Below are 21,551 nucleotides of genomic sequence, written 5' to 3'. Positions count from 1 at the left end.
CCCTGCTGATGCAGGGCCTTTTTCATGCCATACGGAAAAGGTTCAGTCCGTCTGCGGCAGACGGGCCATGGCCTGGGCCCACTTGTGCGCCACTTCCGGCGAGGCGAAGCAACTGGCCTTGTCCGAGACCACGCGTACGGCGCGCTCCAGCAGCTGGATGTCGGCCTCATGCTGGCGGGCCACGTGCGGGTCCTCGAAAAAGACCACGCGCTGGCAGCGGTTCTCCAGCACCAGTTCGGCGATCTGCGCGTCCCCGCCCAGCGGACCGCTCAGGTAAGGCTGGACCCAGGGCGTTTCCCTGGGCCACCCCTTGGACCAGGCCAGTTCATTCAGGCGGCTGCCGGTCGTGCCCGTACCCACGCGATGGGCAAATCGCGACAGCAGGTCGAAATGCTCATCGGCAAAGGCGACCATCCGGTCCTTGAGCGCATCGTGGGCGATCAAGGCCAGGGTCTGGCTGGAGAAGTCGAACATGCGCTTGTGGCTGGAATCGGGCCACAGGCCGCGGCTCAGCCGCTCGACCTCGATCCACTCGATGGCGCCCATCAGGGTGGAGATGAAAGGACGTCCGTGCGTGATGCACTGGCGCTTCAGGGCCAACGCCTCCGGAAAGATCGAAGACGGATCGACCGGATCGATCAGGTAGATGGCGCCGTCGAAGGGAGGCGTGCCATCCGGACTTTGGGTGACGCGCGCCACCAGCTTCATCAGCCCGCCTTCGCGCCCATAGGGATAACGGATCAGGCCGGGGTAGCCCTCCAGCAGGCCGGAACGCTCGATGGCGTTACAGGTGCGCCCGACCGTATAGAGCTCGATTTCCAGTTCGCGTATGCCGCTGGCAGAACGCCGTAACCACTGAAACAAGGCCGCGTCTGCAGAATCGTGATGCAGTTGATTGGCCGCCAAACCGAAACGTAGTGACATGTGTTCCTACACAGTAAACGATTCGCCGCACCCGCAGGAGGCTTTTTCGTTTGGGTTGATGAACTTGAAACCTTCATTCAGGCCGTCCCGGCCGTAGTCCACGCGCGTGCCGTCGATGAACGGCAGGCTCTTGGGGTCGACGAACAGCTTGACGCCGTGTTCCTCGAACAATTGATCGCCTTCGACCGCCTCGTCCACGAAGTCCAGCTTGTAGGCCAGACCCGAACATCCGGTCAGGCGCACGCCCAGGCGAAGACCCAGCCCGCCGCCCCGTTTCTTGAGGTGACGCTGGATGTGGTCCGCTGCCGGTTGAGTAAGAGAAATAGCCATGATCTTGTCCTAAATATGAAACAGGGATTCACCCCAGTACCTTGGACCGCTGCGCCAGCACTTTGTTCTGCGCCTGCGCCACGGCGGCCTGCACCGCCTCCTGCGCAAGCAGCGCGCAGTGCACCTTCACGGCGGGCAGCTCCAGTTCCTGCTGCACATAGGCCTGCGAGAATTCGCCGGCCTGCTCCAGGCTGCGACCTTGCAGCCACTGCGCGGCCAGCGAGCCGGCCGCGATGGTACAGCCGCAGCCATATGCCTTGAAGCGGCTGTCCTCGATGCGCCCGTCCGCGGACGCGCGCACCTGTATCTGCAGCAGCGCGCCCAGCTCGCGGCTGCCGGCCACGCCGGTACCGACGTCAGCATCGCTGCTTTCCATGACACCCACATGACGAGGGTGCATAAAGTGATCCATGACGGTTTTGCTGTATGCCATTGTCGTATTCCGCCGTCTTCAGGCCTGCACGGCCTCGTCCCACAGGGGCGAGATGGCGCGCAAGTGCTCGACCTTGGCGCGGATGGCCGCAATGGTCGCATCCACGTCCTGCTCGGTGGTGAAGCGCCCCAGGCTGATGCGCAGGGAGCTGTGCGCCAACTGGTCGCTGCGCCCCAGCGCCTTGAGCACATAGGATGGCTCCAGGCTGGCCGAGGTGCAGGCCGATCCGCTGGAGACGGCCAGTTCGGTGAGCGACATCATCAGGGCCTCGCCCTCGATGTGATCCACGCTGATGTTCAGGTTGTGCGGCACGCGCTGGTCCAGGTCGCCGTTCAGGTACAGGTCGGGAATCTGCCGCAGGCCGGCCCACAGGCGATCTCGCAGTGCGCGGATGCGCCGGCCCTCCTGCTCCATTTCCTGCCCGGCCAGCTCGAAGGCCCGGCCCATGCCCACGATCTGGTGGGTCGCCAGGGTGCCCGAGCGGAATCCGCGTTCGTGTCCGCCGCCGTGGATCTGCGCCTTCAGGCGCACGGCCGGCTTGCGGCGCACATACAGCGCGCCCACGCCCTTGGGACCGTAGGTCTTGTGGGCCGACATGGACATCAGGTCCACCGGCCATTCCTGCAGATTGATGGCCACTTTGCCGGTTGCCTGCGCGGCGTCCACATGGAACAGCACCTTATGCTCGCGGCAGATGGCGCCCAGCGCCTGCACGTCCTGGATCACGCCGATCTCGTTGTTGACCAGCATGACCGAGACGAGGATGGTGTCCGGGCGGATGGCCTGCTCGAAAGCCCGGGCGTCCACCAGCCCGTTGGGCAGCACATCCAGGAAGGTGACCTCGAAGCCCTGTTCCTCCAGGGCATGGCAGGTGTCCAGGACGGCCTTGTGCTCGGTGCGCACCGTGATGATGTGGCGGCCCTTGGACTGGTAGAACTGCGCCGCGCCCTTGAGCGCCAGGTTGATGGATTCCGTGGCGCCGGAGGTCCAGACCAGCTCGCGCGGCTCCGCGCCCACCAGGGCGGCCACCTGGCGACGGGCCTGCTCGACCGCCTCTTCGGCGTCCCATCCGTACGGATGGCTGTTGGAGGCCGGGTTGCCGAAACGCTCGGTCAGCCAGGGAATCATGGCGTCGGCCACGCGCGGGTCCACCGGCGTGGTGGCCGAATAATCCATGTAGATGCGCTGAGCTTGGGTCATACGATACTCCGGACTGGCGGCTCTAGCCAGCCTGCAAGGTGCATTCTTCCGGATGGCCCGCCTCCTGGGCGGCCTGCTTGAGCTGGCGCAGGCGCTGCTGGTCCACCAGGTCCTGCAGCGAGACGGAATCCAGATAATCCACCATTTTACGACTAAGCGTGGCCCAAAGCTCGTGCGTCATGCATTCGCCCTTCAGGCCGTTGCCGCCCTGCTTGCAATTGCCTTTGCCGCCGCACTGGGTGGCGTCCACCGGCTCATCCACGGCGAACACGATGTCCGCCACGGTGATGTGCCGCGCCAGGCGGGCCAGCGTATACCCGCCGCCCGGCCCGCGCACGCTGTCCACCAGTTCGTGGCGGCGCAGCTTGCCAAACAGTTGTTCCAGGTAGGACAGCGAAATACCCTGCCGCTGGCTGATTCCAGCGAGCGTCACGGGTCCACTTTGCTGGCGCAGCGCAAGATCGATCATCGCGGTCACGGCGAAACGCCCTTTTGTCGTCAAACGCATGATAGTTTCCTTGCCAAAGGCTAAAGCGGCCGGATGCGCAAGCGCAAATCCGACCAATTTGGTCCAGTATAGCAAATACAAGGGAAACTACCGTGCCTTGCCTGTCTATTTTTACACTTATACTGAGGGGTTCAGCCAGGTGTCAGGCAGCCTGGCAACTAGGGATGCGCTTGCGCACCTGCTCGAACACGCCCTGGCAGGCGTCCTCCAGATAGTCCAGGACCTTGTTGAAGCCTTCCTGCCCGCCGTAATAGGGATCGGGCACCGTGGCGGCTTCGTGATCGGTGGCAAAGCGCATCAGCAGCATCAGCTTGTGGCGATAGATCTTGGGACACATCTGCTGCAAGGCGGCGTGATTTTCCCAATCCATGCTGAGAATAAGGTCGAAGTCGCGGAAGTCTTCGCGGCGCACCTGGCGGGCCTGGTAGGCGGAGATGTCGTAGCCGCGCTTTCGGGCCGCCAGCTGGGCCCGTGTGTCGGGATGCTCGCCCACGTGAAAGCCATGCGTGGCGGCCGAATCCACCTGGATGAGCTCGGAAAGACTGGCCTCGTTCACCAGGCGGCGCAAGACGCCTTCAGCGCTGGGAGAGCGACAGATATTTCCCGTACAGACGAAAAGAACCTTACTCATAATTCTTAAAAGTCTGAGGGAAAACCCCAAATAAGGCAAGCCGCAAAAAGCCCCCAGCCCGCAGCCCCGTTGGCCTGCGACGCTTCCCGGGAGACTCGCCGCGCACGTTCAGGGCCGTGGTTGAAGCGCTGATTTTTTTCGCACCAGGACAAATATGCCCGGTAGCAGCCGCCTGCCGGACGAGCCTCGTTCCAGAGGGCGGCGCGCCGGATCGGCTCACAGCCATCGTCGCCCAGGCCTCCTCATCCCGAGGCCGGACGAACAAAGCGGCCGGATAGTTGCACATACACAACAAAAAACGGAGCCGCGCCAAGGCCAGCTCCGCTTTTAATCTTGCTGCAACAAGGTTCATCCCAACAGCAGTTTGTCCTTCAGGCGCTGCAGCTTGTCGCGCGCCGCCGCCGCCTGTTCGAACTCCAGGTTGCGGGCGTGGTCCATCATCGCTTTTTCCAGGCGCTTGATTTCGCGGGCCGCCGCCTTCTCGTCCCGGAGCAGGATCTCGGGCACGTCCTCCTGCAGCATGGCGGCCGCATCCGGCGCCACGACGCCGTCGATCAGTTCGCGCACCGCCTTGTTCACGCCCCGCGGAGTAATGCCGTGCTCCAGGTTGAAGGCGATCTGCTTGGCCCGGCGGCGCTCGGTTTCATCGATGGCCCGGCGCATGGAATCCGTGACCTGGTCCGCATACAGGATGGCCTTGCCGTGCAGGTTGCGCGCCGCCCGGCCTATGGTCTGGATCAGGCTGCGCTCTGAACGCAGGAAGCCTTCCTTGTCAGCGTCCAGAATGGCTACCAGCGACACCTCCGGTATGTCCAGGCCTTCGCGCAGCAGGTTGATGCCCACCAGCACGTCGAATGCGCCCAATCGCAGGTCGCGGATGATCTCGGCGCGCTCCACGGTATCGATGTCCGAATGCAGGTAGCGCACGCGTATGCCGTTTTCCGAGAGGTAGTCGGTCAGGTCCTCGGACATGCGCTTGGTCAGGGTGGTGACCAGCACACGGTCCTGACGCGCCGTGCGCAACTTGATCTCGCCCAGCAGATCGTCCACCTGGGTGGTGGCCGGGCGCACTTCGATCTCCGGGTCCACCAGGCCGGTGGGCCGCACCACTTGTTCCACCACATTGTCCGCATGCTCCTGCTCGTAGGCGGCCGGCGTGGCCGACACAAACACGGTCTGCGGCATGCGGGCCTCGAACTCCTCCAGCTTGAGCGGCCGGTTGTCCGTGGCCGAAGGCAGGCGGAAACCGAACTGCACCAGCGTTTCCTTGCGCGAGCGGTCGCCCCGGTACATGGCGCCCAGCTGGCCTATGGTGACGTGGCTTTCATCGATGAACATCAGCGCATTGCGCGGCAGGTAGTCGATGAGGGTCGGCGGCGGATCGCCGGGCGCTGCGCCCGACAGATGCCGGGAATAGTTCTCGATGCCCTTGCAAAAGCCCAGTTCCTGCAGCATTTCAAGGTCGAAGCGGGTGCGCTGCTCCAGCCGCTGGGCCTCGACCAGGTGCCCTTTCTTGACCAGGAAGTCCACCCGCTCGCGCAATTCCTGCTTGATGCTTTCGATGGCGCGCAGGACGGTGTCGCGCGGCGTCACGTAGTGGGAGCTGGGAAACACCGTGAAACGGTTCAGCTTCTGCACCACCTTGCCGGTCAAGGGGTCGAACAGCTCCAGGGTTTCGAGTTCGTCGTCGAACAAGGTGACCCGCAAGGCGTGCTCGGCGTTTTCCGCCGGAAAGATGTCCACGACCTCGCCGCGCGCCCGGAACACGCCGCGCTGGAAATCCAGATCATTGCGCTCGTACTGCATGGCCACCAGGCGGGCCAGCAGTTCCTGGCGGGCGATGCGGTCGCCCACGCGCAGCGTCAGCACCATGGCATGGTAATCACCCGGATTGCCGATGCCGTAGATGCACGAGACCGTGCCCACGATGACGGTGTCGGCCCGCTCCAGCAGGCTCTTGGTGGCCGACAGGCGCATCTGCTCGATGTGCTCGTTGATGGACGAGTCCTTTTCGATGAACAGGTCGCGCGAAGGCACGTAGGCCTCGGGCTGGTAGTAATCGTAATAGGAGACGAAATACTCCACCGCATTGCGCGGGAAGAACTCGCGCATCTCCGCGTAGAGCTGGGCCGCCAGGGTCTTGTTGGGCGCCAGCACGATGGCCGGGCGCCCCGTGCGGGCGATGATGTTGGCCATGGTGTAGGTCTTGCCCGACCCGGTCACCCCCAGCAGGGTCTGGTACATCAATCCGTCATCGATGCCTTCGACGAGCTGATCGATCGCGCTCGGCTGATCGCCAGCCGGCGGATAGGGCTGGAAGAGCTTGAAGGGACTACCCGGAAATTCGACGAACGCAGGCTCAAAATTCATGCTAGACACGCTTTAGGGTAACCCCTTATTATCACATTAATGCTCCACTTTTCCACACTCTCAGGCAACGTCCCCAAATTATCATGACAACGCTTTTCGAAACCGTCGAACTGGCTCCCCGCGACCCTATTCTGGGTTTGAACGAACAATACAATGCCGACGAACGCGCCGGCAAAGTCAATCTGGGCGTTGGCGTGTACTACGACGATCAGGGACGCATCCCCCTGCTGCAGGCGGTCAAGAAAGCGGAAGACGCCCTGGCGGCCAACGCCGCGGCCCGCAGCTACCTGCCCATCGAAGGCATCGCCGCCTACAACAAGGGCGCGCAGACCCTGCTGCTGGGCGCGGACTCCCCCGTCATCGCCGAGGGTCGCGCCCTGACGGTGCAATCCCTGGGCGGCACCGGCGCCCTGAAGATCGGCGCCGATTTCCTGAAGCAGCTCCTGCCTGATTCCCAGGTGTTCATCAGCGATCCCAGCTGGGAAAACCACCGCGCCCTGTTCGAGCGCGCCGGCTTCAAGGTGGGCACCTACGCCTACTACGACGCGGCCACCCACGGCCTGAACTTCGAAGGCATGCTGGCCGCCCTGCGCGCCATGCCCGCCCAATCCATCGTGGTGCTGCACGCCTGCTGCCACAACCCCACCGGCGTGGATCCCAGCGCCGAACAGTGGGCCCAGGTGGCTAAGGTCATCCAGGAGCAGAAGCTTGTCCCCTTCCTGGACATCGCCTACCAGGGCTTCGGCGACGGCCTGGAGCAGGACGCCAGCGTCGTGCGCCAGTTCGCCGCCCTGGGCCTGTCCATGCTGGTCAGCTCCTCCTTCTCCAAGTCGTTCTCGCTCTACGGCGAGCGCGTGGGCGCCCTGACACTGATCACCTCCAGCAAGGACGAAACCTCCCGCGTGCTCAGCCAGGTCAAGCGCGTCATCCGCACCAACTACTCCAACCCGCCCACGCACGGCGGCAAGGTGGTGGCCACCGTGCTGAACTCGCCTGAACTGTTCCAGGTCTGGGCCGACGAACTGGCCGGCATGCGCGACCGCATCCGCGCCATGCGCAGCCAGCTGGTGGAAAAGCTCAAGGCCCACGGCGTGGCCCAGAACTTCGATTTCGTGCTGCAGCAGCGCGGCATGTTCTCCTACTCCGGCCTGACCGCCGAACAAGTGGAGCGCCTGCGCACCGAACACGGCGTCTACGCCGTCAGCAGCGGCCGCATCTGCGTGGCCGCCCTGAACAGCCAGAACATCGACTACGTGGTCCAGGCCATCGCCAAAGTCCTGAAGTAATCCCTTCCGGCCCCTGCAACGCCCTTCCCCGGAAGGGCGTTTTTCATTGCCGCAATGGCGACACGAACATGACCCAAGCCCTTACCCTGACCACCGCTCGCCTGCTGCTGCGCCCCTGGCAGGAGTCCGATCTGGAACCCTTCGCGCGACTCAATGCGGATCCGCAGGCATTGCGTCATTATCCGTCCACCCTGGACCGGGCCCAGAGCGATGCCATCGCCCGCCGCAGCCAGGCCTTGATCGAGCGGCAGGGCTGGGGCCAATGGGCCGTGGAAGTGCGCGCCACCGGTCAATTCGCCGGCATGGTGGGCCTGAACGTGCCGCTGGCCGAACTGCCTTTCCAGCCCTGCGTGGAAGCGGTCTGGCGCCTGCTGCCCGAACTCTGGGGCAAGGGCTACGCCAGCGAGGCCGCGCGCGCCAGCCTGGACTTCGGCTTCGACGTGCTGGGCCTGGAGGAGATCGTGGCCTATACCGCGCTGCCCAACCTGCCTTCCCAGGCCGTGATGGAACGCCTGGGCATGCGGCGCCAGCCCGGCACTTTCGATCACCCCGCCTTGCCCGCGGGCCATCCGCTGGCGCCGCACGTGCTGTACACCCAAGGCCGCGCCGACTGGCTGCAGCGCCGCCCCTGACGGCTCAAGGCAGAAAACACCTCGGCAGGCAAGCTGCGCCTTGCAAAAAAGCGACAAGTAACGCACAATCATCACTGTATATATATTCAGCAGCCAATACTCATGACCGTCAAGCTCACCGCGCGCCAGCAGCAAGTGCTGGACATCATCCGCTCCGAAATCGAGCGCACCGGTTTCCCCCCCACCCGGGCCGAGATCGCCCAGGTGCTGGGCTTCAAATCGGCCAACGCCGCTGAAGACCACCTCAAGGCGCTGGCGCGCAAGGGCGCCATCGAACTGACGGCGGGCGCCTCGCGCGGCATCCGCCTGCTGGGCGCAGACCAGCGCGACGCCCCCGAACCCGGCCTGCTGGCCAGTCTGTCGGACGCACTGCTGCTGCCCATCATCGGGCGCGTGGCCGCCGGCAGCCCCATCCTGGCCACCGAACACATCGAACGCGAGATCGGCGTGGCCAACACCCTGTTCTCGCAGGCGCCGGACTACCTGCTGCGCGTGCGCGGCCTGAGCATGCGGGACGCCGGCATCCTGGACGGGGACCTCCTGGCCGTCAAGAAGACCTCGGAAGCCCGCAACGGCCAGATCGTGGTGGCCCGCATCGGCGACGAAGTAACCGTCAAGCGCCTGTCGCGCTCGAACAATCAGGTGCTGCTGCTGCCGGAAAACCCTGATTTCGAACCCATCGTGGTTACCGACCCCGACTCGCTCGCCCTGGAAGGCGTGGCCGTGGGCCTCATCCGCGCCACGCCATTGCACTGATCCCGCACGTTCACCCATGAAAAAACCCGAAGCTCGCACTTCGGGTTTTTTATTGCCGGGCCGCCCTAAAAAAGCATTGCCTTGAAGGCGCGGCAGGCAGCGCAGCGTGGGGCACTTCCTGCGGCTACGGACCTGACAGGCCCAGGCCGCGCCCGCTTCTCTTGAAGCAGGCGCGCCATGGACATCCATCAGTGCTTGAAGGACTCCGAAGCCGCGCCTGGACCACGGCTGGCAGCCAGGGCCTCGGCCGCCAGACGAGCGACTTCCTCGTCGCTGAGCGGCTTGACCGCGTCCTGCAGGGCCACTTCCAGAACCCGGTCGATCCAGCGCACGGGAATGATCTCCAGGTGGTTTTTCACGTTGTCCGGGATCTCGGCCAGGTCCTTGACGTTTTCTTCGGGAATCAGCACCGTCTTGGTGCCGCCCCGATGCGCCGCCAGCAGCTTTTCCTTCAGGCCGCCAATGGCCAGGACCTCGCCGCGCAGGGTAATCTCGCCCGTCATGGCGACGTCGGCGCGCACCGGAATGCCGGTCAGGCTGGAGACGATGGCCGTGGTGATGGCGATACCAGCCGATGGACCATCCTTGGGCGTGGCGCCTTCAGGAAAGTGCACGTGCAGGTCGCGCTTCTCGAACACGGTATCGGCAATGCCCCACTTCTGGGCGCGCGAGCGCACCACGGTGCGGGCCGCTTCCACCGACTCCTTCATGACGTCGCCGATGGAGCCGGTGCGCAGCACATTGCCCTTGCCGGGCATGTCCGCCACCTCGATGGTCAGCAGATCGCCGCCCACTTCGGTCCACGCCAGGCCTGTGACCTGCCCCACCTTGTTCTCTTTCTCGGCCAGGCCGAACGAGAAACGGCGCACGCCCAGGTAATCGTTCAGGTTGGACGAATCGACCACGATGGCCTCGGTCGCCAGCGCCTTGCCGCGCGCGGCACGATTGTCGGCCTGCGGATTGGCGGCCAGCAGCTTGCGCACCACCTTGCGGCAGATCTTGCTGATCTCGCGCTCCAGCGAACGCACGCCGGCTTCGCGGGTGTAGTAGCGGACGATGTCGCGCACCGCTTCTTCCTTGACCACCAGTTCGCCGTCGCGCACGCCGTTGTTCTTCATGAGCTTGGGCAGCAGGTGATCGAAGGCGATGTGCACCTTCTCGTCTTCCGTATAGCCGGACAGGCGGATCACTTCCATGCGGTCCAGCAGGGCCGGCGGAATGTTCAGCGTATTGCTGGTGGCCACGAACATGACGTCGGACAGGTCGTAGTCCACTTCCAGGTAGTGATCCTGGAAGGTGTGGTTCTGTTCGGGGTCCAGCACCTCCAGCAATGCCGAGGATGGATCGCCGCGAAAGTCCGCGCCCATCTTGTCGATCTCGTCGAGCAGGAACAGCGGATTGCGCACGCCCACCTTGCTCATGTTCTGCACGACCTTGCCGGGCATGGAGCCGATATAGGTGCGGCGGTGCCCGCGGATCTCGGCCTCGTCGCGCACGCCGCCCAGGGCCATGCGCACGAACTTGCGGTTCGTGGCCTTGGCGATGGACTGGCCCAGCGAGGTCTTGCCCACGCCCGGAGGGCCCACCAGGCACAGGATCGGCGCCTTGAGCTTGTCCACGCGCTGCTGCACGGCCAGGTATTCGACGATGCGCTCCTTGACCTTCTCCAGGCCGAAATGGTCCGCATTCAGCACGTTCTCGGCATTGGCCAGCGAATTATTGATGCGGCTCTTCTTGCGCCAGGGCAGGCCCACCAGCGTTTCGATGTAGTTGCGCACGACCGTGGCTTCGGCTGACATCGGCGACATCAGCTTGAGCTTCTTCATCTCGGCCTCGGCCTTCTTCAGCGCTTCCTTGCTGAGCTGGGCCTCTTCGATGCGCTTCTCCAGCTCTTCGATGTCCGCCCCGTCCTCGCCTTCGCCCAGTTCCTTCTGGATGGCCTTGACCTGCTCGTTCAGGTAGTAGTCGCGCTGGCTCTTTTCCATCTGCTTCTTGACGCGGCCGCGGATGCGCTTTTCAACCTGCAGGATGTCGATTTCGCCTTCCAGCTGCGAGAGCAGACCCTCCAGGCGCTCGGGCGCGTTGGCGGTCTCCAGCATGGCCTGCTTCTGCTCCAGCTTCAGGGGCAGGTGCGCGGCAATGGTGTCGGCCAGCCGGCCGGCCTCGTCGATGCCGGTGAGCGAAGTCAGGATTTCCTGAGGAATTTTCTTGTTCAGCTTGACGTACTGCTCGAACTGGGCCAGCACGGCGCGCCGCAAGGCTTCCGTCTCGGCGGCGTTGCCGGCGTCGCCTGGCACTTCCACCACGGAAGCGACGAAGTGGGTCTGCGCGTCCTCGACCTTGCGCACGCGCGCGCGCTGCAGGCCTTCGACCAGCACCTTGACGGTGCCGTCGGGCAGCTTGAGCATCTGCAGGATGCTGGCCGCGCAACCGATGTCATAGAGATCTTCCGGCGTAGGATCATCCTTGCCGGCGGACTTCTGCGCCACCAGCATGATGTTGTTGCCGGACTCCATGGCCAGCTCCAGCGCCTTGATAGAGCGAGGCCGACCGACAAAAAGCGGAATCACCATGTGAGGGAACACCACCACATCGCGAAGAGGCAGCAGCGGCAGCTCAATGGGTTCCGTAGAGAGAATCTGGCTCGCAGACATAGTAATTTCCTATAAATGTCCTTAGACGCGAAAGGGAAGCCTGGGCTTCCCTTTCACGGTTCAACCTGTTGTAGGTCAGATTGTGGCGAACTTCGATATTTCAAGTAGGCCGGATCAACAACAGGAAAGGGCCTTGCCCGTCGCTAGGCGGCGGCGTCTTTCAAGGTCTGAGAGACTTCGTCAGAATTACTATCGGTCAAAGGACGGCCCAGGATCAATTCGGGTTTACTCTTTCCAAGAATCACATCCTCGGTCAGGACCACCTTGCTCACGTCCTTGCGCGAGGGCAGCTCGTACATGGTGTCCAGCAGAGCCTGCTCGACGATGCTGCGCAGGCCGCGCGCGCCGGTGCGGCGCTTGATGGCCCGCTGGGCCACCGCATGCAGCGCCGCCGGTTGGATCTCCAGCTCCACGCCTTCCATCTCCAGCAGCTTCTGGAACTGCTTGACCAGGGCGTTGCGCGGCTCGGTCAGGATGCGCACCAGGGCATCTTCGCGCAGCTCTTCCAGCGTGGCCACCACGGGCAGGCGGCCGACCAGCTCGGGGATGATGCCGAACTTGATCAGGTCCTCGGGCTCCACTTCGGAGAACAGCTCGCCAACGCCGCGCTCGGACTTGGCCTTGACCGAAGCCGAAAAACCGATCCCGGACTTCTCGGTACGGTCGCGGATGACTTTTTCCAACCCGTCGAAGGCGCCGCCCACGATGAACAGGATGTTGGTGGTGTCCACCTGCACGAAATCCTGGTTGGGATGCTTGCGCCCGCCCTGCGGAGGCACCGAGGCCACCGTGCCTTCGATCAGCTTGAGCAGCGCCTGCTGCACGCCTTCGCCGGACACGTCGCGGGTAATGGACGGATTGTCGGACTTGCGGGAAATCTTGTCGATTTCGTCGATGTAGATGATGGCGCGCTGCGCCTTCTCAATGTCGTAGTCGCAGTTCTGCAACAGCTTCTGGACGATGTTCTCCACGTCCTCGCCCACGTAGCCGGCTTCGGTCAGCGTGGTGGCGTCGGCCATGACGAAAGGCACGTCCAGCATGCGCGCCAGCGTCTGGGCCAGCAGCGTCTTGCCCGAGCCGGTGGGCCCGATCAGCAGGATGTTGCTCTTGGACAGTTCCACGTCGTCCCGGCCGGGTTTGCCGTTGCGGATGCGCTTGTAATGGTTGTAGACCGCCACCGCCAGGGTGCGCTTGGGCGTCTCCTGGCCGATGACGTAACCATCGAGGAATTCCTTGATTTCACGGGGGGTGGGCAAGTCCTTGCGCTCGCCATCGGGCGTGGCGCCCGCCGCTTCGTCACGAATGATATCGGTACAAAGATCAATACACTCGTCGCAGATAAATACCGACGAAGGTCCAGCGATCAGTTTCTTGACCTCGTGCTGGCTTTTATTGCAAAACGAGCAATGCAGAACTTTTTCGTCGGCCGATTTCTTTTCGGACATAGATTCAAATTTTCACTTCAGGATAGTAAAAGGACGGGAACAAGTCCCGTCCCAGAACAGCCATAGTACTGCTTTATGTCGTCCGTGGGGACGCCGGACCTACACGTCTCGCGTGGACATCACCCGGTCGATCAGGCCGTAGGACTGGGCGTCTTCGGCTGCCATGAAGTTGTCGCGCTCGGTATCCACCTCGATGCGCTCCACAGGCTGGCCGCAATTGGCCGCCAGGATGCGGTTCAGGCGCTCGCGCAGGCTCAGGATTTCCTTGGCCTGGATCTGGATGTCGGAAGCCTGGCCCTGCGCACCGCCCGAAGGCTGGTGAATCATGATGCGCGAATTGGGCAGTGCGAAACGCTTGCCGCGCGTGCCCGAGGACAGCAGGAAGGCGCCCATGCTGGCGGCCATGCCGGTGCATAATGTCGAGACTTCGGGCTTGACGAACTGCATCGTGTCGTAGATGGCCAGGCCGGCATACACCGACCCCCCGGGGGAGTTGATGTACAGGGAAATATCCTTTTCAGGATTTTCCGACTCCAGGAACAGCAGCTGGGCCACGATCAGGTTGGCCGAATTGTCATTGACAGGGCCCACCAGGAAGATGATGCGCTCGCGCAGCAGGCGCGAGTAGATATCATAGGACCGCTCGCCGCGGCCCGACTGCTCGATCACGATGGGCACGTAGCCCAGCCCCGTGGGGGTCACGGAATGACCCCCGTTCATCGAGGCGTAGAAGTCGACAAAGCTCGACGACATTTAGTTGGTCCCCATGATTTGGTCGAACGCCACCTCCTCGTCGGTCACCTTGGCCTGGGACAGCACGTGTTCGACGACATTGTCCTCGAGCACGACTGCCTCGATCTCGGCGCGACGCTGGCGATCGGACAGATAGTAGGCCACCACTTGGGCGGGCTGTTCGTAGTTCTGGGCGAACTCTTCGATGCGGGCGCGCACCTGCTCGGGCTTGGCTTGCAGGTCGGCGGCCTTGACCAGCTCGGAGACCAGCAGGCCCAGACGCACGCGGCGGGTGGACTCTTCCTGGAAGGCTTCGGCGGGAATGGGCATCTTGTCGGCGTTGGGCACGCCGCGCTCTTTCAGCTCGGCGCGGGCCGACGCGATGCGGCCTTGCACGTCGTTGTCGACCAGGGCCTTGGGCACGTCGAATTCGCTGGCGGCCAGCAAGGCGTCCATGACGGCGGCCTTGTTGCGGGCCTGCACGCGGGCCTTGATTTCGCGCTCGATGTTGCCGCGCACGTCGGCCAGCAGCTTCTCCACGTCGCCTTCGGCCTGGCCGAGGGACTTGGCGAAATCGGCGTCCAGCTCAGGCAGCACGGGCCGGGCCACGTCGGTCACGGTGATCTTGAACTCGGCGGTCTTGCCGGCCACTTCCTTGCCGGCGTAGTCGGCGGGGAATTCCAGCGGGAACGTCTTGGTTTCGCCCGCCTTCATGCCGGCGACGGCGTTCTCGAACTCGGGCAGCATGCGGCCGCGGCCCTGCAGATACTGGAAGCCTTCGGCGCTGCCGCCTTCGAAGGCCACGCCGTCGATGGTGCCCACGAAGTCCAGGGTGATGCGGTCATCTTCCTGGGCCTGGCGATCGGCGCTGGATTCGTAGGTGGCGCGTTGCTTGCGCAGCACGTCCACGGTGCGCTGGATGTCCTCGTCGGACACCTGGGCGGTGGCGCGCTTGATCTCCAGGGAGGACAGGTCGGGGACCTGCACGTCCGGATAGACCTCGAAGGTGGCGGAAAATGCCATGGTGCCTTCAGCGGCCTCGCCTTCCTTGGCTTCCAGGTTAGGCGTGCCGGCTACGCGCAGCTTGGCGTCCTGGAACACTTTGTCCAGGGCCTTGCCGATTTCCTCGTTGATGGCGTCGTAGCGGATGCCAGGGCCATGCGTGCGTTCGATGACGGACAGAGGCGCCTTGCCTGGGCGAAAGCCCTGTACCTTGGCCGTACGAGCCACACGCTTGAGCTGGGCCTGGACTTGTTTTTCTACGTCGGCCACCGAAACGACCACATCGACTCGGCGCTCCAAGCCGGACAGAATTTCAACCTCGGGCTGCATTGAAGACCTATAAAATTGGTTAATTGAGAAGGGTAATCCGGTATTTTACCGGAAAGTAGCACGGTAAATCCAAACAAACGATCTATCAATCATTATTTCTTGTGGCGGGCCCCGGCGCCGGGGCGCACGGTCAGGACAAGACAGCCGCGCAGGGCTATCATCCCTTATTTTCAGCGACATACGCAAGACAGACATGCACACTAGCACTCCCCTGGCCGGCATCCGGGTCCTGGAGCTGGGCCAGCTGATCGCCGGCCCCTTCGCCGCCAAGATCCTGGGCGAGTTCGGCGCCGAGGTCATCAAGGTCGAGCCGCCGCAAGGCGGCGACCCGCTGCGCAAATGGCGCCTGCTGCACGAAGGAAACTCGGTCTGGTGGGAGGTGCAATCGCGCAACAAGCGATCCCTGGCGCTGGACCTGCGCGAACCCGAATGCCAGCAGGTGGTGCGCCGGCTGGCCGGGCAATGCGACATCGTCATCGAGAACTTCCGCCCCGGCGCCCTGGAGGAATGGGGCCTGGGCTGGGAGGCGCTGCACGCGCTCAATTCCGGCCTGATCATGCTGCGCGTGTCCGGCTACGGGCAGACCGGCCCCTACAAGGACCGGCCGGGCTTCGGCGTGGTCGGCGAAGCCATGGGCGGCCTGCGCCACCTGAGCGGCGAGCCCGGCCGCCCGCCGGTGCGCGTGGGCGTGTCCATCGGCGACTCGCTGGCGGCCCTGCACGGAGTCATCGGCATCATGATGGCCCTGCGCCAGCGCGAGCAGCACGGCGGCCAGGGCCAGTACATCGACGTGGCGCTGTACGAATCCGTCTTCAACATGATGGAAAGCCTGCTGCCGGAATACAGCGTCTTCGGCGCCGTGCGCGAGCCGGCCGGCAGCAGCCTGCCCGGCATCACACCCAGCAACGCCTACCTGTGCAAGGATGGCAAGTACGCTCTGGTGGCGGGCAACGGCGACAGCATCTTCAAGCGGCTGATGACGGCCATCGGCCGGCCCGACATGGCCGCCAATCCTGATTATGCGCACAACGACGGCCGCGCCCGCCATGCCGGCGTCATAGACGCAGCGATAGGCCACTGGACCAGCGCCCTGACCCTGGATGAGGTGCTGGCCATCCTGGACCAGGCCCGCGTGCCGGCCGGCCGCGTGTACGACATTGCCGACATCGCCGCCGACCCGCACTACCAGGCGCGCGACATGCTGCTGGACGCGGCCCTGCCGGACGGCACTCCCCTGAAAGTGCCCGGCATCGTGCCCAAGCTCAGCGCCAGCCCCGGCGCCATCCGCCGGCCGGCGCCGCAACTGGGCCAGGACACCCAGGACATCCTGGACAGCCTGGGCGTCACCGCCGAGCAGCAGCAGGACTGGCTGGCGCGCGGCCTGATTGCAAAAAACCCCAAACGTCGTTAAAAAAGAAGCAAACAGCCTTCAGATGCCCCAAACCCTGCCGCATCCCGCGGCGGGCGTCTTTTGCTTGCCTAGCCCGGCAAAGCAGGCTAGAATCCCCTTCTTTCGTTTTGCGAACGTGGCGGAATTGGTAGACGCACCAGATTTAGGTTCTGGCGCCGAGAGGTGTGAGAGTTCGAGTCTCTCCGTTCGCACCAGAGAATGAAAACCGTTGAAATCAATAATTCAAAAATCAGCAAAATCAACGGTTTGCGGGTATGATCTGAAAACAATTGATCCTCGGGAATCAATTTTTCAACAAGTTTGCTCCCATCTTGCTCGCAGGTTTGCTCCCACATGGCCAGCATTAAAAAGACCGACAACGGTTACCGTGTGCAGATCTTCATGCGTCTGCCTAACCGCCCTACCCCCGCTCGCGAAAGCAAAGTCTTCAAGACCAGGCGCGAGGCGATAGAGTGGGCATCAGAAAGAGAACGGGCATTACGCGAGGCTGCCGAGAGCGACCCCCGTTTAGGCTACACCCTGCGGAAAGCAATCCGGCGGTACGCCGATGAGGTTTCCCCTACCAAGCGAGGCGAGCGGTGGGAGCAGGTGCGGCTAGCAGCATTTGAAGGCTACAAGCTACCGCTGGATTTACCTCTATTAGAGGTGACTCCTCAAGACATTGCTGATTTTCGGGACAGCCGGAGCCAGCATATATCTAGCGCGTCAGTGCGCCGCGAAATCTCACTGCTTTCATCCGTGTTCCAGATGGCTATGTTGGAATGGGGCTGGGTCGACACGAATCCATGCCGGATGATACGAAAGCCCGTAAACTCGAAGCACCGCGAGCGTGTACTCCAATGGTGGGAGATTAAGCGCATGCTCCGAGAGATGGGGTATCAGCGCAAGGGCCGCGTTTCTTCTACCGGGCAAGCAGTGGCTATTTGCATGATGCTTGCCCTTAGAACGGGGATGCGTGCCGGCGAACTGACAGGGATGCGCTGGACCCAAGTATTTGATCGCCACTGCCATCTTCCCACAACGAAAACTGGGCGCCCTCGAGACGTTCCGCTGTCGTTGAAAGCATGCGCTCTTTTTGAGCGGATGCGTGGATGGGATGACGATCTTGTTTTCGGCGTGAAGGCCGCCACACTCGACGCCCTGTTCCGTAAATATCGCCAACGGGCAGGCCTTGAGGGGTTTACCTGGCATGACACTAGGCACACTGCCGCTACGATGGTATCCAAGAAAGTCGAAGTGCTGGATCTATGCAAGATCTTTGGCTGGGCAGATCCTAAAATGGCCATGGTCTACTACAACCCTCATGCCCGCTCGCTCGCCGAACTCCTCGACTAATTTTCGCTCGCATCGCCCTATAGCCCGCCCTAGTGGCGGGCTTTTTTGCGTCTGTAACCGATACACCTCAAGCTCGACAAAAGTGGTAATTTACTGTTTTTTTATACAGCACTATTATCATGCTCACCTATCGTCAACTCAAAGACATCCAGGAGGGCAACCGGCGCAACAAAGACGTGATGGACCTGCTGCGCGAGGTCAAACGCCTGAGGGAGCTAGCTGTCCTGACATACTCGATTCTCGGGACAATGCCGCTGAATGGCCTGGGCGAGAACATGCACCGCCTGGACCCTCTGTTTGAGGCCCTGAAATTGGAGAACGCCGTTCAAGGCTACATGCGCGCCGAGGAGCATCGGCGTAGACTCAATTTTCCGCATCGCACCGCGGGCCGCGACGGCGACATGGCATACTACCTGAAGCGCTACAAGCAGGATAATCCGACGACCAAGCCGTGACGGAGGAATTGCGATGTGCGGACGCATCAGGCAGGCCCGTGAGCCTGTTGAATATGAAGAGTCGATGAACTGGAACCCGCGTGACCTGGGCAACCTAGCCGGTGGCCTGCGCTACAACGTTCCGCCCGGCACGCACCCCCTGGTCATGCACCAGCTCGGCGATGGATCCGACCAGGTCGACAGGCTGTTCTGGGGCTACAAGCCCAGCTGGTACAGACGCGCCCCCGTGATCAATGCCCGCCTCGACACGATCCTGAAGAAGTCCCCGATGTGGCGGGCCCTGCTCGGCAAGCGCGTGCTGGTACCGGCAGACGGCTGGTTCGAGTGGACCGGCGAGGTCGGCGACAAACAGCCCTGGTACATCCACAGCAAGGACGGCGGCCCCATCTACATGGCCGCCATCACCGCGTGGTCCCCAGGCAAAACCGAGGACGTGGAGCACGGGTTTGCCATCGTCACAGACGACAGCGCCGGCGGCATGCTCGATGTGCACGACCGCCGCCCCATCGTGCTCGCGCCAGATGCTGCGCGGGAATGGGCTTCTCCCGATACCAGTGTAGAAGCCGCCCTGGAGCTGCTGTCAACAGCGCGGCCGGAGACTGCGTTTCAATGGCATCCGGTAACGCGACAGATGAGCAATGTAAAGTACCAAGCGCCGAATACTGATCACCCGACTGCCATCTAAGGAGCCCGAAAGGAATCGAATCTTTTTTGAGGAAATGGGTGGGGCCACACGCATATGAAAATATTGTCAACAATTGATCGAGTTATCTTTTTCGTTTCCGTAACCGCTGGAGCCACGGCAGCAATTGCTGGCGGCTTTGGTTGGACTTACACAGCAGTGATAGCTGGGTGCATTGCTGCTGCCGCGCCGATAGTGAACCGTATAACGGCCACTAAACAGCATGAGAAATTGCTAGCTGACATTGGCCCTCGGACCCTTTCAGCGGGCCAGCGCAAGCAGCTCGTGCAAAGCCTTAAACAAGGCCCTGCCTTTGAAGTGTGGATCGCACACAACCGACACGAAGGAGAGCCAGCGAATTACCATTCACAAATCTTTGGGGCATTCGAAGAAGCAGGGTTCAGTCCGAAATGGTTTGGCGGAATGACGAACACCACTATTGGAATTGAAATAAGCGGTGACTCAACACCAGAGAAAACGCGACTCATGAATGCATTTGCAGCGGCTGATATCCCGTTCTTGCCAATCACCTTAACCGGCCGAGAAGCAGACCATTGGAAGCTTGCGGTCTGGATCGGCTCCAATCCTGGGCCCCATCGGAGATAGATCAGTGGATGTTATAAGCAGAATGCAGTAATCCTAGACCATCTCTCCCCTATTTCCCGCAAAGCCGCCCCCACGTTTCGGCCCCTGTTTCCACGTACCGCAACACGCGGATCGGCGTAGCGTCGATCTCAGCGTCTGAGTGCCACTGGAACGGACTCTGAGCGGCGGCGCAGTAGCTACCGCCCTTGGGCGTCGCGCATCCGCTTGCGAGCGCGGTCACGCACAGCATCATCGTCAAGGCGTTCAATTGTTTCAGCTGCATCTCGCGATATCTCCACGGCGGCCATGTCCGCCTCATGTCGTTTTTTCTCTGCCTGGTCCCTGCCCTGGCGCCGCCCGACCTGCAGCAGCGCCAGAGCGGCCAGGACCAGGCCGCCCAGCAGGCCCAGCCAGCCTGCGACTCGTTCCCATAGCTTCGTAATCACACACCCTCCCATAGAAATTGCGCCTGGCGCCCGCGCTCCAGCTTTGCCTGGACCTTGGCCGCCGCTTCGGCCTTTGTGATCCGGCCGTCCTTGTTGGCATCCAGTCCCGCGTTCTGGCGGTAGGTCGTGGGCCGGCTGGCCTGATCCCATAGCGTCCAGTCGTCCGGCTTGCCAATCCCAGCCGGCCAGAGGATCGCCATATACACGTCGGCCAGCGTGTGCAGGCGGCCTTTGTACGGCAGGAAATAGGCCAGGACATACTCGAGCTGCTGCTCGGCCGTCATCGCCGCCAGCGCGTCCGTGGTCGTGCCCAGGCCCCGGGCCGTCGACGGCATGAACTGAATCAGGCCCGTGGCCCCGCTGCCCGCGGCGTTTCGGATATCCGGCCTGAACGTCTCGGCCGACTCGAACGCCATGCAGGCCATGAGATAGTCCGGTTCGACGCCCAGGATCTGGCAGATCTCGAACAGCCGGTCACGGAACGCTGCGCTGACTTTCTGGCCCCAAGCCAGACGGCGCAGAGGCTTAGGCTCGGCTGGCGCTGGCGTTCCCGTTGCTTTCTTCGGGCGAAAAAAAAGAGCGCAAAGGCTCTTGAGAACTTCGATCAACTTCATACCCACCCCTATGGCTCAATCCATTGTTGGCGATGCGCTTCCCTTGGAGCATTCACGGCAGCACGCGGCTTCTCCTGGGACAGCGCCGCACTTTGAGCAGCGCCCTTGGCAGTGTTCGCCGCTGTCCTGGCTGTGGTGGCCGCACGCGTCGCCGTCTTGACACTTTTCTCAGCTATTTCCAATAACTTTTCCATATCTGCGGCAATGCGTCCTATCGTGCCAGCCTGACCGTCCAGCTGTCCTCGCGTAATGTTGCGCTCGGCCTGCAACGCGGACTCCAAGCCTGCAATGCGCCGCTCATACATGTCGTGCAGCCGGCCAATGTCTTGCTGGTGGCGCCATTCCTGCGCGCCGATCCCCAGAAGCAAACCGGACATGAACAGAGCCGCGATTGCAAACACCAGCTTGAAACGGTTCGCTATGCGTTTCAGACCTAGCAATCCCTCTCTCATGGCGTCCTCCGTGAAAGCTGCGTCGTCAAGGCCTCGATCTTCTCGTTTGCTACCGCCAGCTGATATGCCATGATCTGGAGCTGCGCCTTCACATCAGCAAGTTCAGCAAACAGTCTGTCGGCCCTATCCTCCGCCTGATCGGCGCGCTTCAGCGCCTTGTCACGCTCAACCATGACTTGAGCAAGCAGCCCTGATTCCGTGCGCCCTTGAGTCAGCTGGGTATCCAGAGACTGCTTGATCAGCGGCCACAGCAGCCTAATAGCAAAGAACCCTACCGGCGCCCCGACGACCCACGCCCAGCTCGGCATTTCTTGTAGTTCTGGCATGTGCTCTCCCCT

The 21,551-nt window shown here is 62.6% G+C and carries 22 protein-coding genes and 1 tRNA gene; 9 read left to right on the top strand and 14 right to left on the bottom strand.

The features are described 5' to 3' along the window. Positions 1 to 42: 42 nt before the first annotated feature. The 7 genes from ACF3ND_RS07515 to uvrB form a co-directional block, all read right to left on the bottom strand. On the bottom strand, positions 43 to 924 hold the full coding sequence (locus ACF3ND_RS07515) for a methylglyoxal synthase (RefSeq protein ID WP_394065454.1): 882 nt from the start codon (positions 922 to 924) through the stop codon (positions 43 to 45). A gap of 6 nt (positions 925 to 930) precedes the next feature. Further along, entirely contained in the window at positions 931 to 1,254 is a 324-nt protein-coding gene (locus ACF3ND_RS07510) for a HesB/IscA family protein (protein ID WP_394065453.1), read from the bottom strand. Positions 1,255 to 1,282: 28 nt separating this feature from the next. Next, the gene (locus tag ACF3ND_RS07505; RefSeq protein WP_394065452.1) at positions 1,283 to 1,687 is read right to left on the bottom strand and encodes an iron-sulfur cluster assembly scaffold protein; all 405 of its coding nucleotides are present in this window, start codon (positions 1,685 to 1,687) and stop codon (positions 1,283 to 1,285) included. A gap of 18 nt (positions 1,688 to 1,705) precedes the next feature. Further along, on the bottom strand, positions 1,706 to 2,887 hold the full coding sequence (locus ACF3ND_RS07500; RefSeq protein WP_394065451.1) for an IscS subfamily cysteine desulfurase: 1,182 nt from the start codon (positions 2,885 to 2,887) through the stop codon (positions 1,706 to 1,708). Positions 2,888 to 2,909: 22 nt separating this feature from the next. Continuing rightward, on the bottom strand, positions 2,910 to 3,395 hold the full coding sequence (gene iscR, locus ACF3ND_RS07495; protein WP_394065450.1) for a Fe-S cluster assembly transcriptional regulator IscR: 486 nt from the start codon (positions 3,393 to 3,395) through the stop codon (positions 2,910 to 2,912). A 142-nt stretch (positions 3,396 to 3,537) separates the two neighbouring features. Further along, positions 3,538 to 4,029 carry a low molecular weight protein-tyrosine-phosphatase gene (locus tag ACF3ND_RS07490; RefSeq protein ID WP_394065798.1) on the bottom strand — a complete coding sequence of 164 codons (492 nt, stop codon included), beginning with the start codon at positions 4,027 to 4,029 and terminating at the stop codon, positions 3,538 to 3,540. Between the two features lie 345 nt (positions 4,030 to 4,374). Beyond that, a complete protein-coding gene (gene uvrB, locus ACF3ND_RS07485; RefSeq protein WP_394065449.1) occupies positions 4,375 to 6,396 on the bottom strand; it encodes an excinuclease ABC subunit UvrB in 2,022 nt (673 codons plus the stop codon). Between the two features lie 83 nt (positions 6,397 to 6,479). Here uvrB and ACF3ND_RS07480 point away from each other — a divergent pair, with 83 nt between their 5' ends. The 3 genes from ACF3ND_RS07480 (at position 6,480) to lexA (ending at position 9,070) form a co-directional block, all read left to right on the top strand. Next, positions 6,480 to 7,682, top strand: a complete 1,203-nt coding sequence (locus tag ACF3ND_RS07480) for an aromatic amino acid transaminase (protein WP_394065448.1) — start codon at positions 6,480 to 6,482, stop codon at positions 7,680 to 7,682. 68 nt (positions 7,683 to 7,750) lie between these two features. Then, on the top strand, positions 7,751 to 8,314 hold the full coding sequence (locus tag ACF3ND_RS07475) for a GNAT family N-acetyltransferase (RefSeq protein ID WP_394065447.1): 564 nt from the start codon (positions 7,751 to 7,753) through the stop codon (positions 8,312 to 8,314). A 102-nt stretch (positions 8,315 to 8,416) separates the two neighbouring features. After that, on the top strand, positions 8,417 to 9,070 hold the full coding sequence (lexA, locus tag ACF3ND_RS07470; protein WP_394065446.1) for a transcriptional repressor LexA: 654 nt from the start codon (positions 8,417 to 8,419) through the stop codon (positions 9,068 to 9,070). 188 nt (positions 9,071 to 9,258) lie between these two features. On the opposite strand, the gene lon is transcribed toward lexA, so the two are convergent. The 4 genes from lon to tig all read right to left on the bottom strand — a co-directional run bounded on the left by lon (position 9,259) and on the right by tig (position 15,233). Beyond that, on the bottom strand, positions 9,259 to 11,724 hold the full coding sequence (gene lon, locus ACF3ND_RS07465) for an endopeptidase La (protein ID WP_394065445.1): 2,466 nt from the start codon (positions 11,722 to 11,724) through the stop codon (positions 9,259 to 9,261). A 143-nt stretch (positions 11,725 to 11,867) separates the two neighbouring features. Next, positions 11,868 to 13,169 carry an ATP-dependent Clp protease ATP-binding subunit ClpX gene (gene clpX / locus ACF3ND_RS07460; protein ID WP_394065444.1) on the bottom strand — a complete coding sequence of 434 codons (1,302 nt, stop codon included), beginning with the start codon at positions 13,167 to 13,169 and terminating at the stop codon, positions 11,868 to 11,870. 99 nt (positions 13,170 to 13,268) lie between these two features. Further along, the gene (gene clpP, locus ACF3ND_RS07455; protein WP_394065443.1) at positions 13,269 to 13,922 is read right to left on the bottom strand and encodes an ATP-dependent Clp endopeptidase proteolytic subunit ClpP; all 654 of its coding nucleotides are present in this window, start codon (positions 13,920 to 13,922) and stop codon (positions 13,269 to 13,271) included. Next, positions 13,923 to 15,233 carry a trigger factor gene (gene tig / locus ACF3ND_RS07450; protein ID WP_394065442.1) on the bottom strand — a complete coding sequence of 437 codons (1,311 nt, stop codon included), beginning with the start codon at positions 15,231 to 15,233 and terminating at the stop codon, positions 13,923 to 13,925. It lies immediately after the preceding gene. A gap of 193 nt (positions 15,234 to 15,426) precedes the next feature. On the opposite strand from tig, the gene ACF3ND_RS07445 reads away from it, so the two are divergent. The 6 genes from ACF3ND_RS07445 (at position 15,427) to ACF3ND_RS07420 (ending at position 19,722) form a co-directional block, all read left to right on the top strand. After that, complete coding sequence (locus tag ACF3ND_RS07445; protein WP_394065441.1) at positions 15,427 to 16,644, top strand: CaiB/BaiF CoA transferase family protein; 1,218 nt, start codon at positions 15,427 to 15,429, stop codon at positions 16,642 to 16,644. A gap of 109 nt (positions 16,645 to 16,753) precedes the next feature. Next, positions 16,754 to 16,838, top strand: a tRNA-Leu gene (locus tag ACF3ND_RS07440). Positions 16,839 to 16,977: 139 nt separating this feature from the next. Beyond that, positions 16,978 to 17,979 (top strand): tyrosine-type recombinase/integrase, encoded by a 1,002-nt coding sequence (locus tag ACF3ND_RS07435; RefSeq protein ID WP_394065440.1) that lies wholly within the window; start codon positions 16,978 to 16,980, stop codon positions 17,977 to 17,979. Positions 17,980 to 18,098: 119 nt separating this feature from the next. After that, a complete protein-coding gene (locus ACF3ND_RS07430; protein ID WP_394065439.1) occupies positions 18,099 to 18,434 on the top strand; it encodes a hypothetical protein in 336 nt (111 codons plus the stop codon). A 13-nt stretch (positions 18,435 to 18,447) separates the two neighbouring features. After that, positions 18,448 to 19,119: an SOS response-associated peptidase gene (locus tag ACF3ND_RS07425; RefSeq protein ID WP_394065438.1), complete on the top strand. Its 672-nt coding sequence runs from the start codon at positions 18,448 to 18,450 to the stop codon at positions 19,117 to 19,119. A gap of 54 nt (positions 19,120 to 19,173) precedes the next feature. Beyond that, the gene (locus tag ACF3ND_RS07420; protein WP_394065437.1) at positions 19,174 to 19,722 is read left to right on the top strand and encodes a hypothetical protein; all 549 of its coding nucleotides are present in this window, start codon (positions 19,174 to 19,176) and stop codon (positions 19,720 to 19,722) included. Between the two features lie 421 nt (positions 19,723 to 20,143). Here ACF3ND_RS07420 and ACF3ND_RS07415 read toward each other — a convergent pair whose 3' ends face one another. Genes ACF3ND_RS07415 through ACF3ND_RS07405 form a run of 3 tightly spaced genes read right to left on the bottom strand, consistent with a single transcriptional unit; the run spans position 20,144 to position 21,539 of the window. Further along, positions 20,144 to 20,761: a transglycosylase SLT domain-containing protein gene (locus ACF3ND_RS07415; protein WP_394065436.1), complete on the bottom strand. Its 618-nt coding sequence runs from the start codon at positions 20,759 to 20,761 to the stop codon at positions 20,144 to 20,146. A gap of 8 nt (positions 20,762 to 20,769) precedes the next feature. Next, positions 20,770 to 21,213 carry a hypothetical protein gene (locus ACF3ND_RS07410; RefSeq protein ID WP_394065435.1) on the bottom strand — a complete coding sequence of 148 codons (444 nt, stop codon included), beginning with the start codon at positions 21,211 to 21,213 and terminating at the stop codon, positions 20,770 to 20,772. Further along, complete coding sequence (locus tag ACF3ND_RS07405; protein WP_394065434.1) at positions 21,210 to 21,539, bottom strand: hypothetical protein; 330 nt, start codon at positions 21,537 to 21,539, stop codon at positions 21,210 to 21,212. The genes ACF3ND_RS07410 and ACF3ND_RS07405 overlap by 4 nt, the downstream gene beginning before the upstream one ends. Between the last annotated feature and the right edge of the window lie 12 nt (positions 21,540 to 21,551).

The sequence above is a fragment of the Alcaligenes sp. WGS1538 genome (assembly GCF_043187505.1).
Taxonomy (GTDB): domain Bacteria; phylum Pseudomonadota; class Gammaproteobacteria; order Burkholderiales; family Burkholderiaceae_B; genus Alcaligenes.
This window is presented reverse-complemented; position numbering and strand designations above follow the sequence as displayed.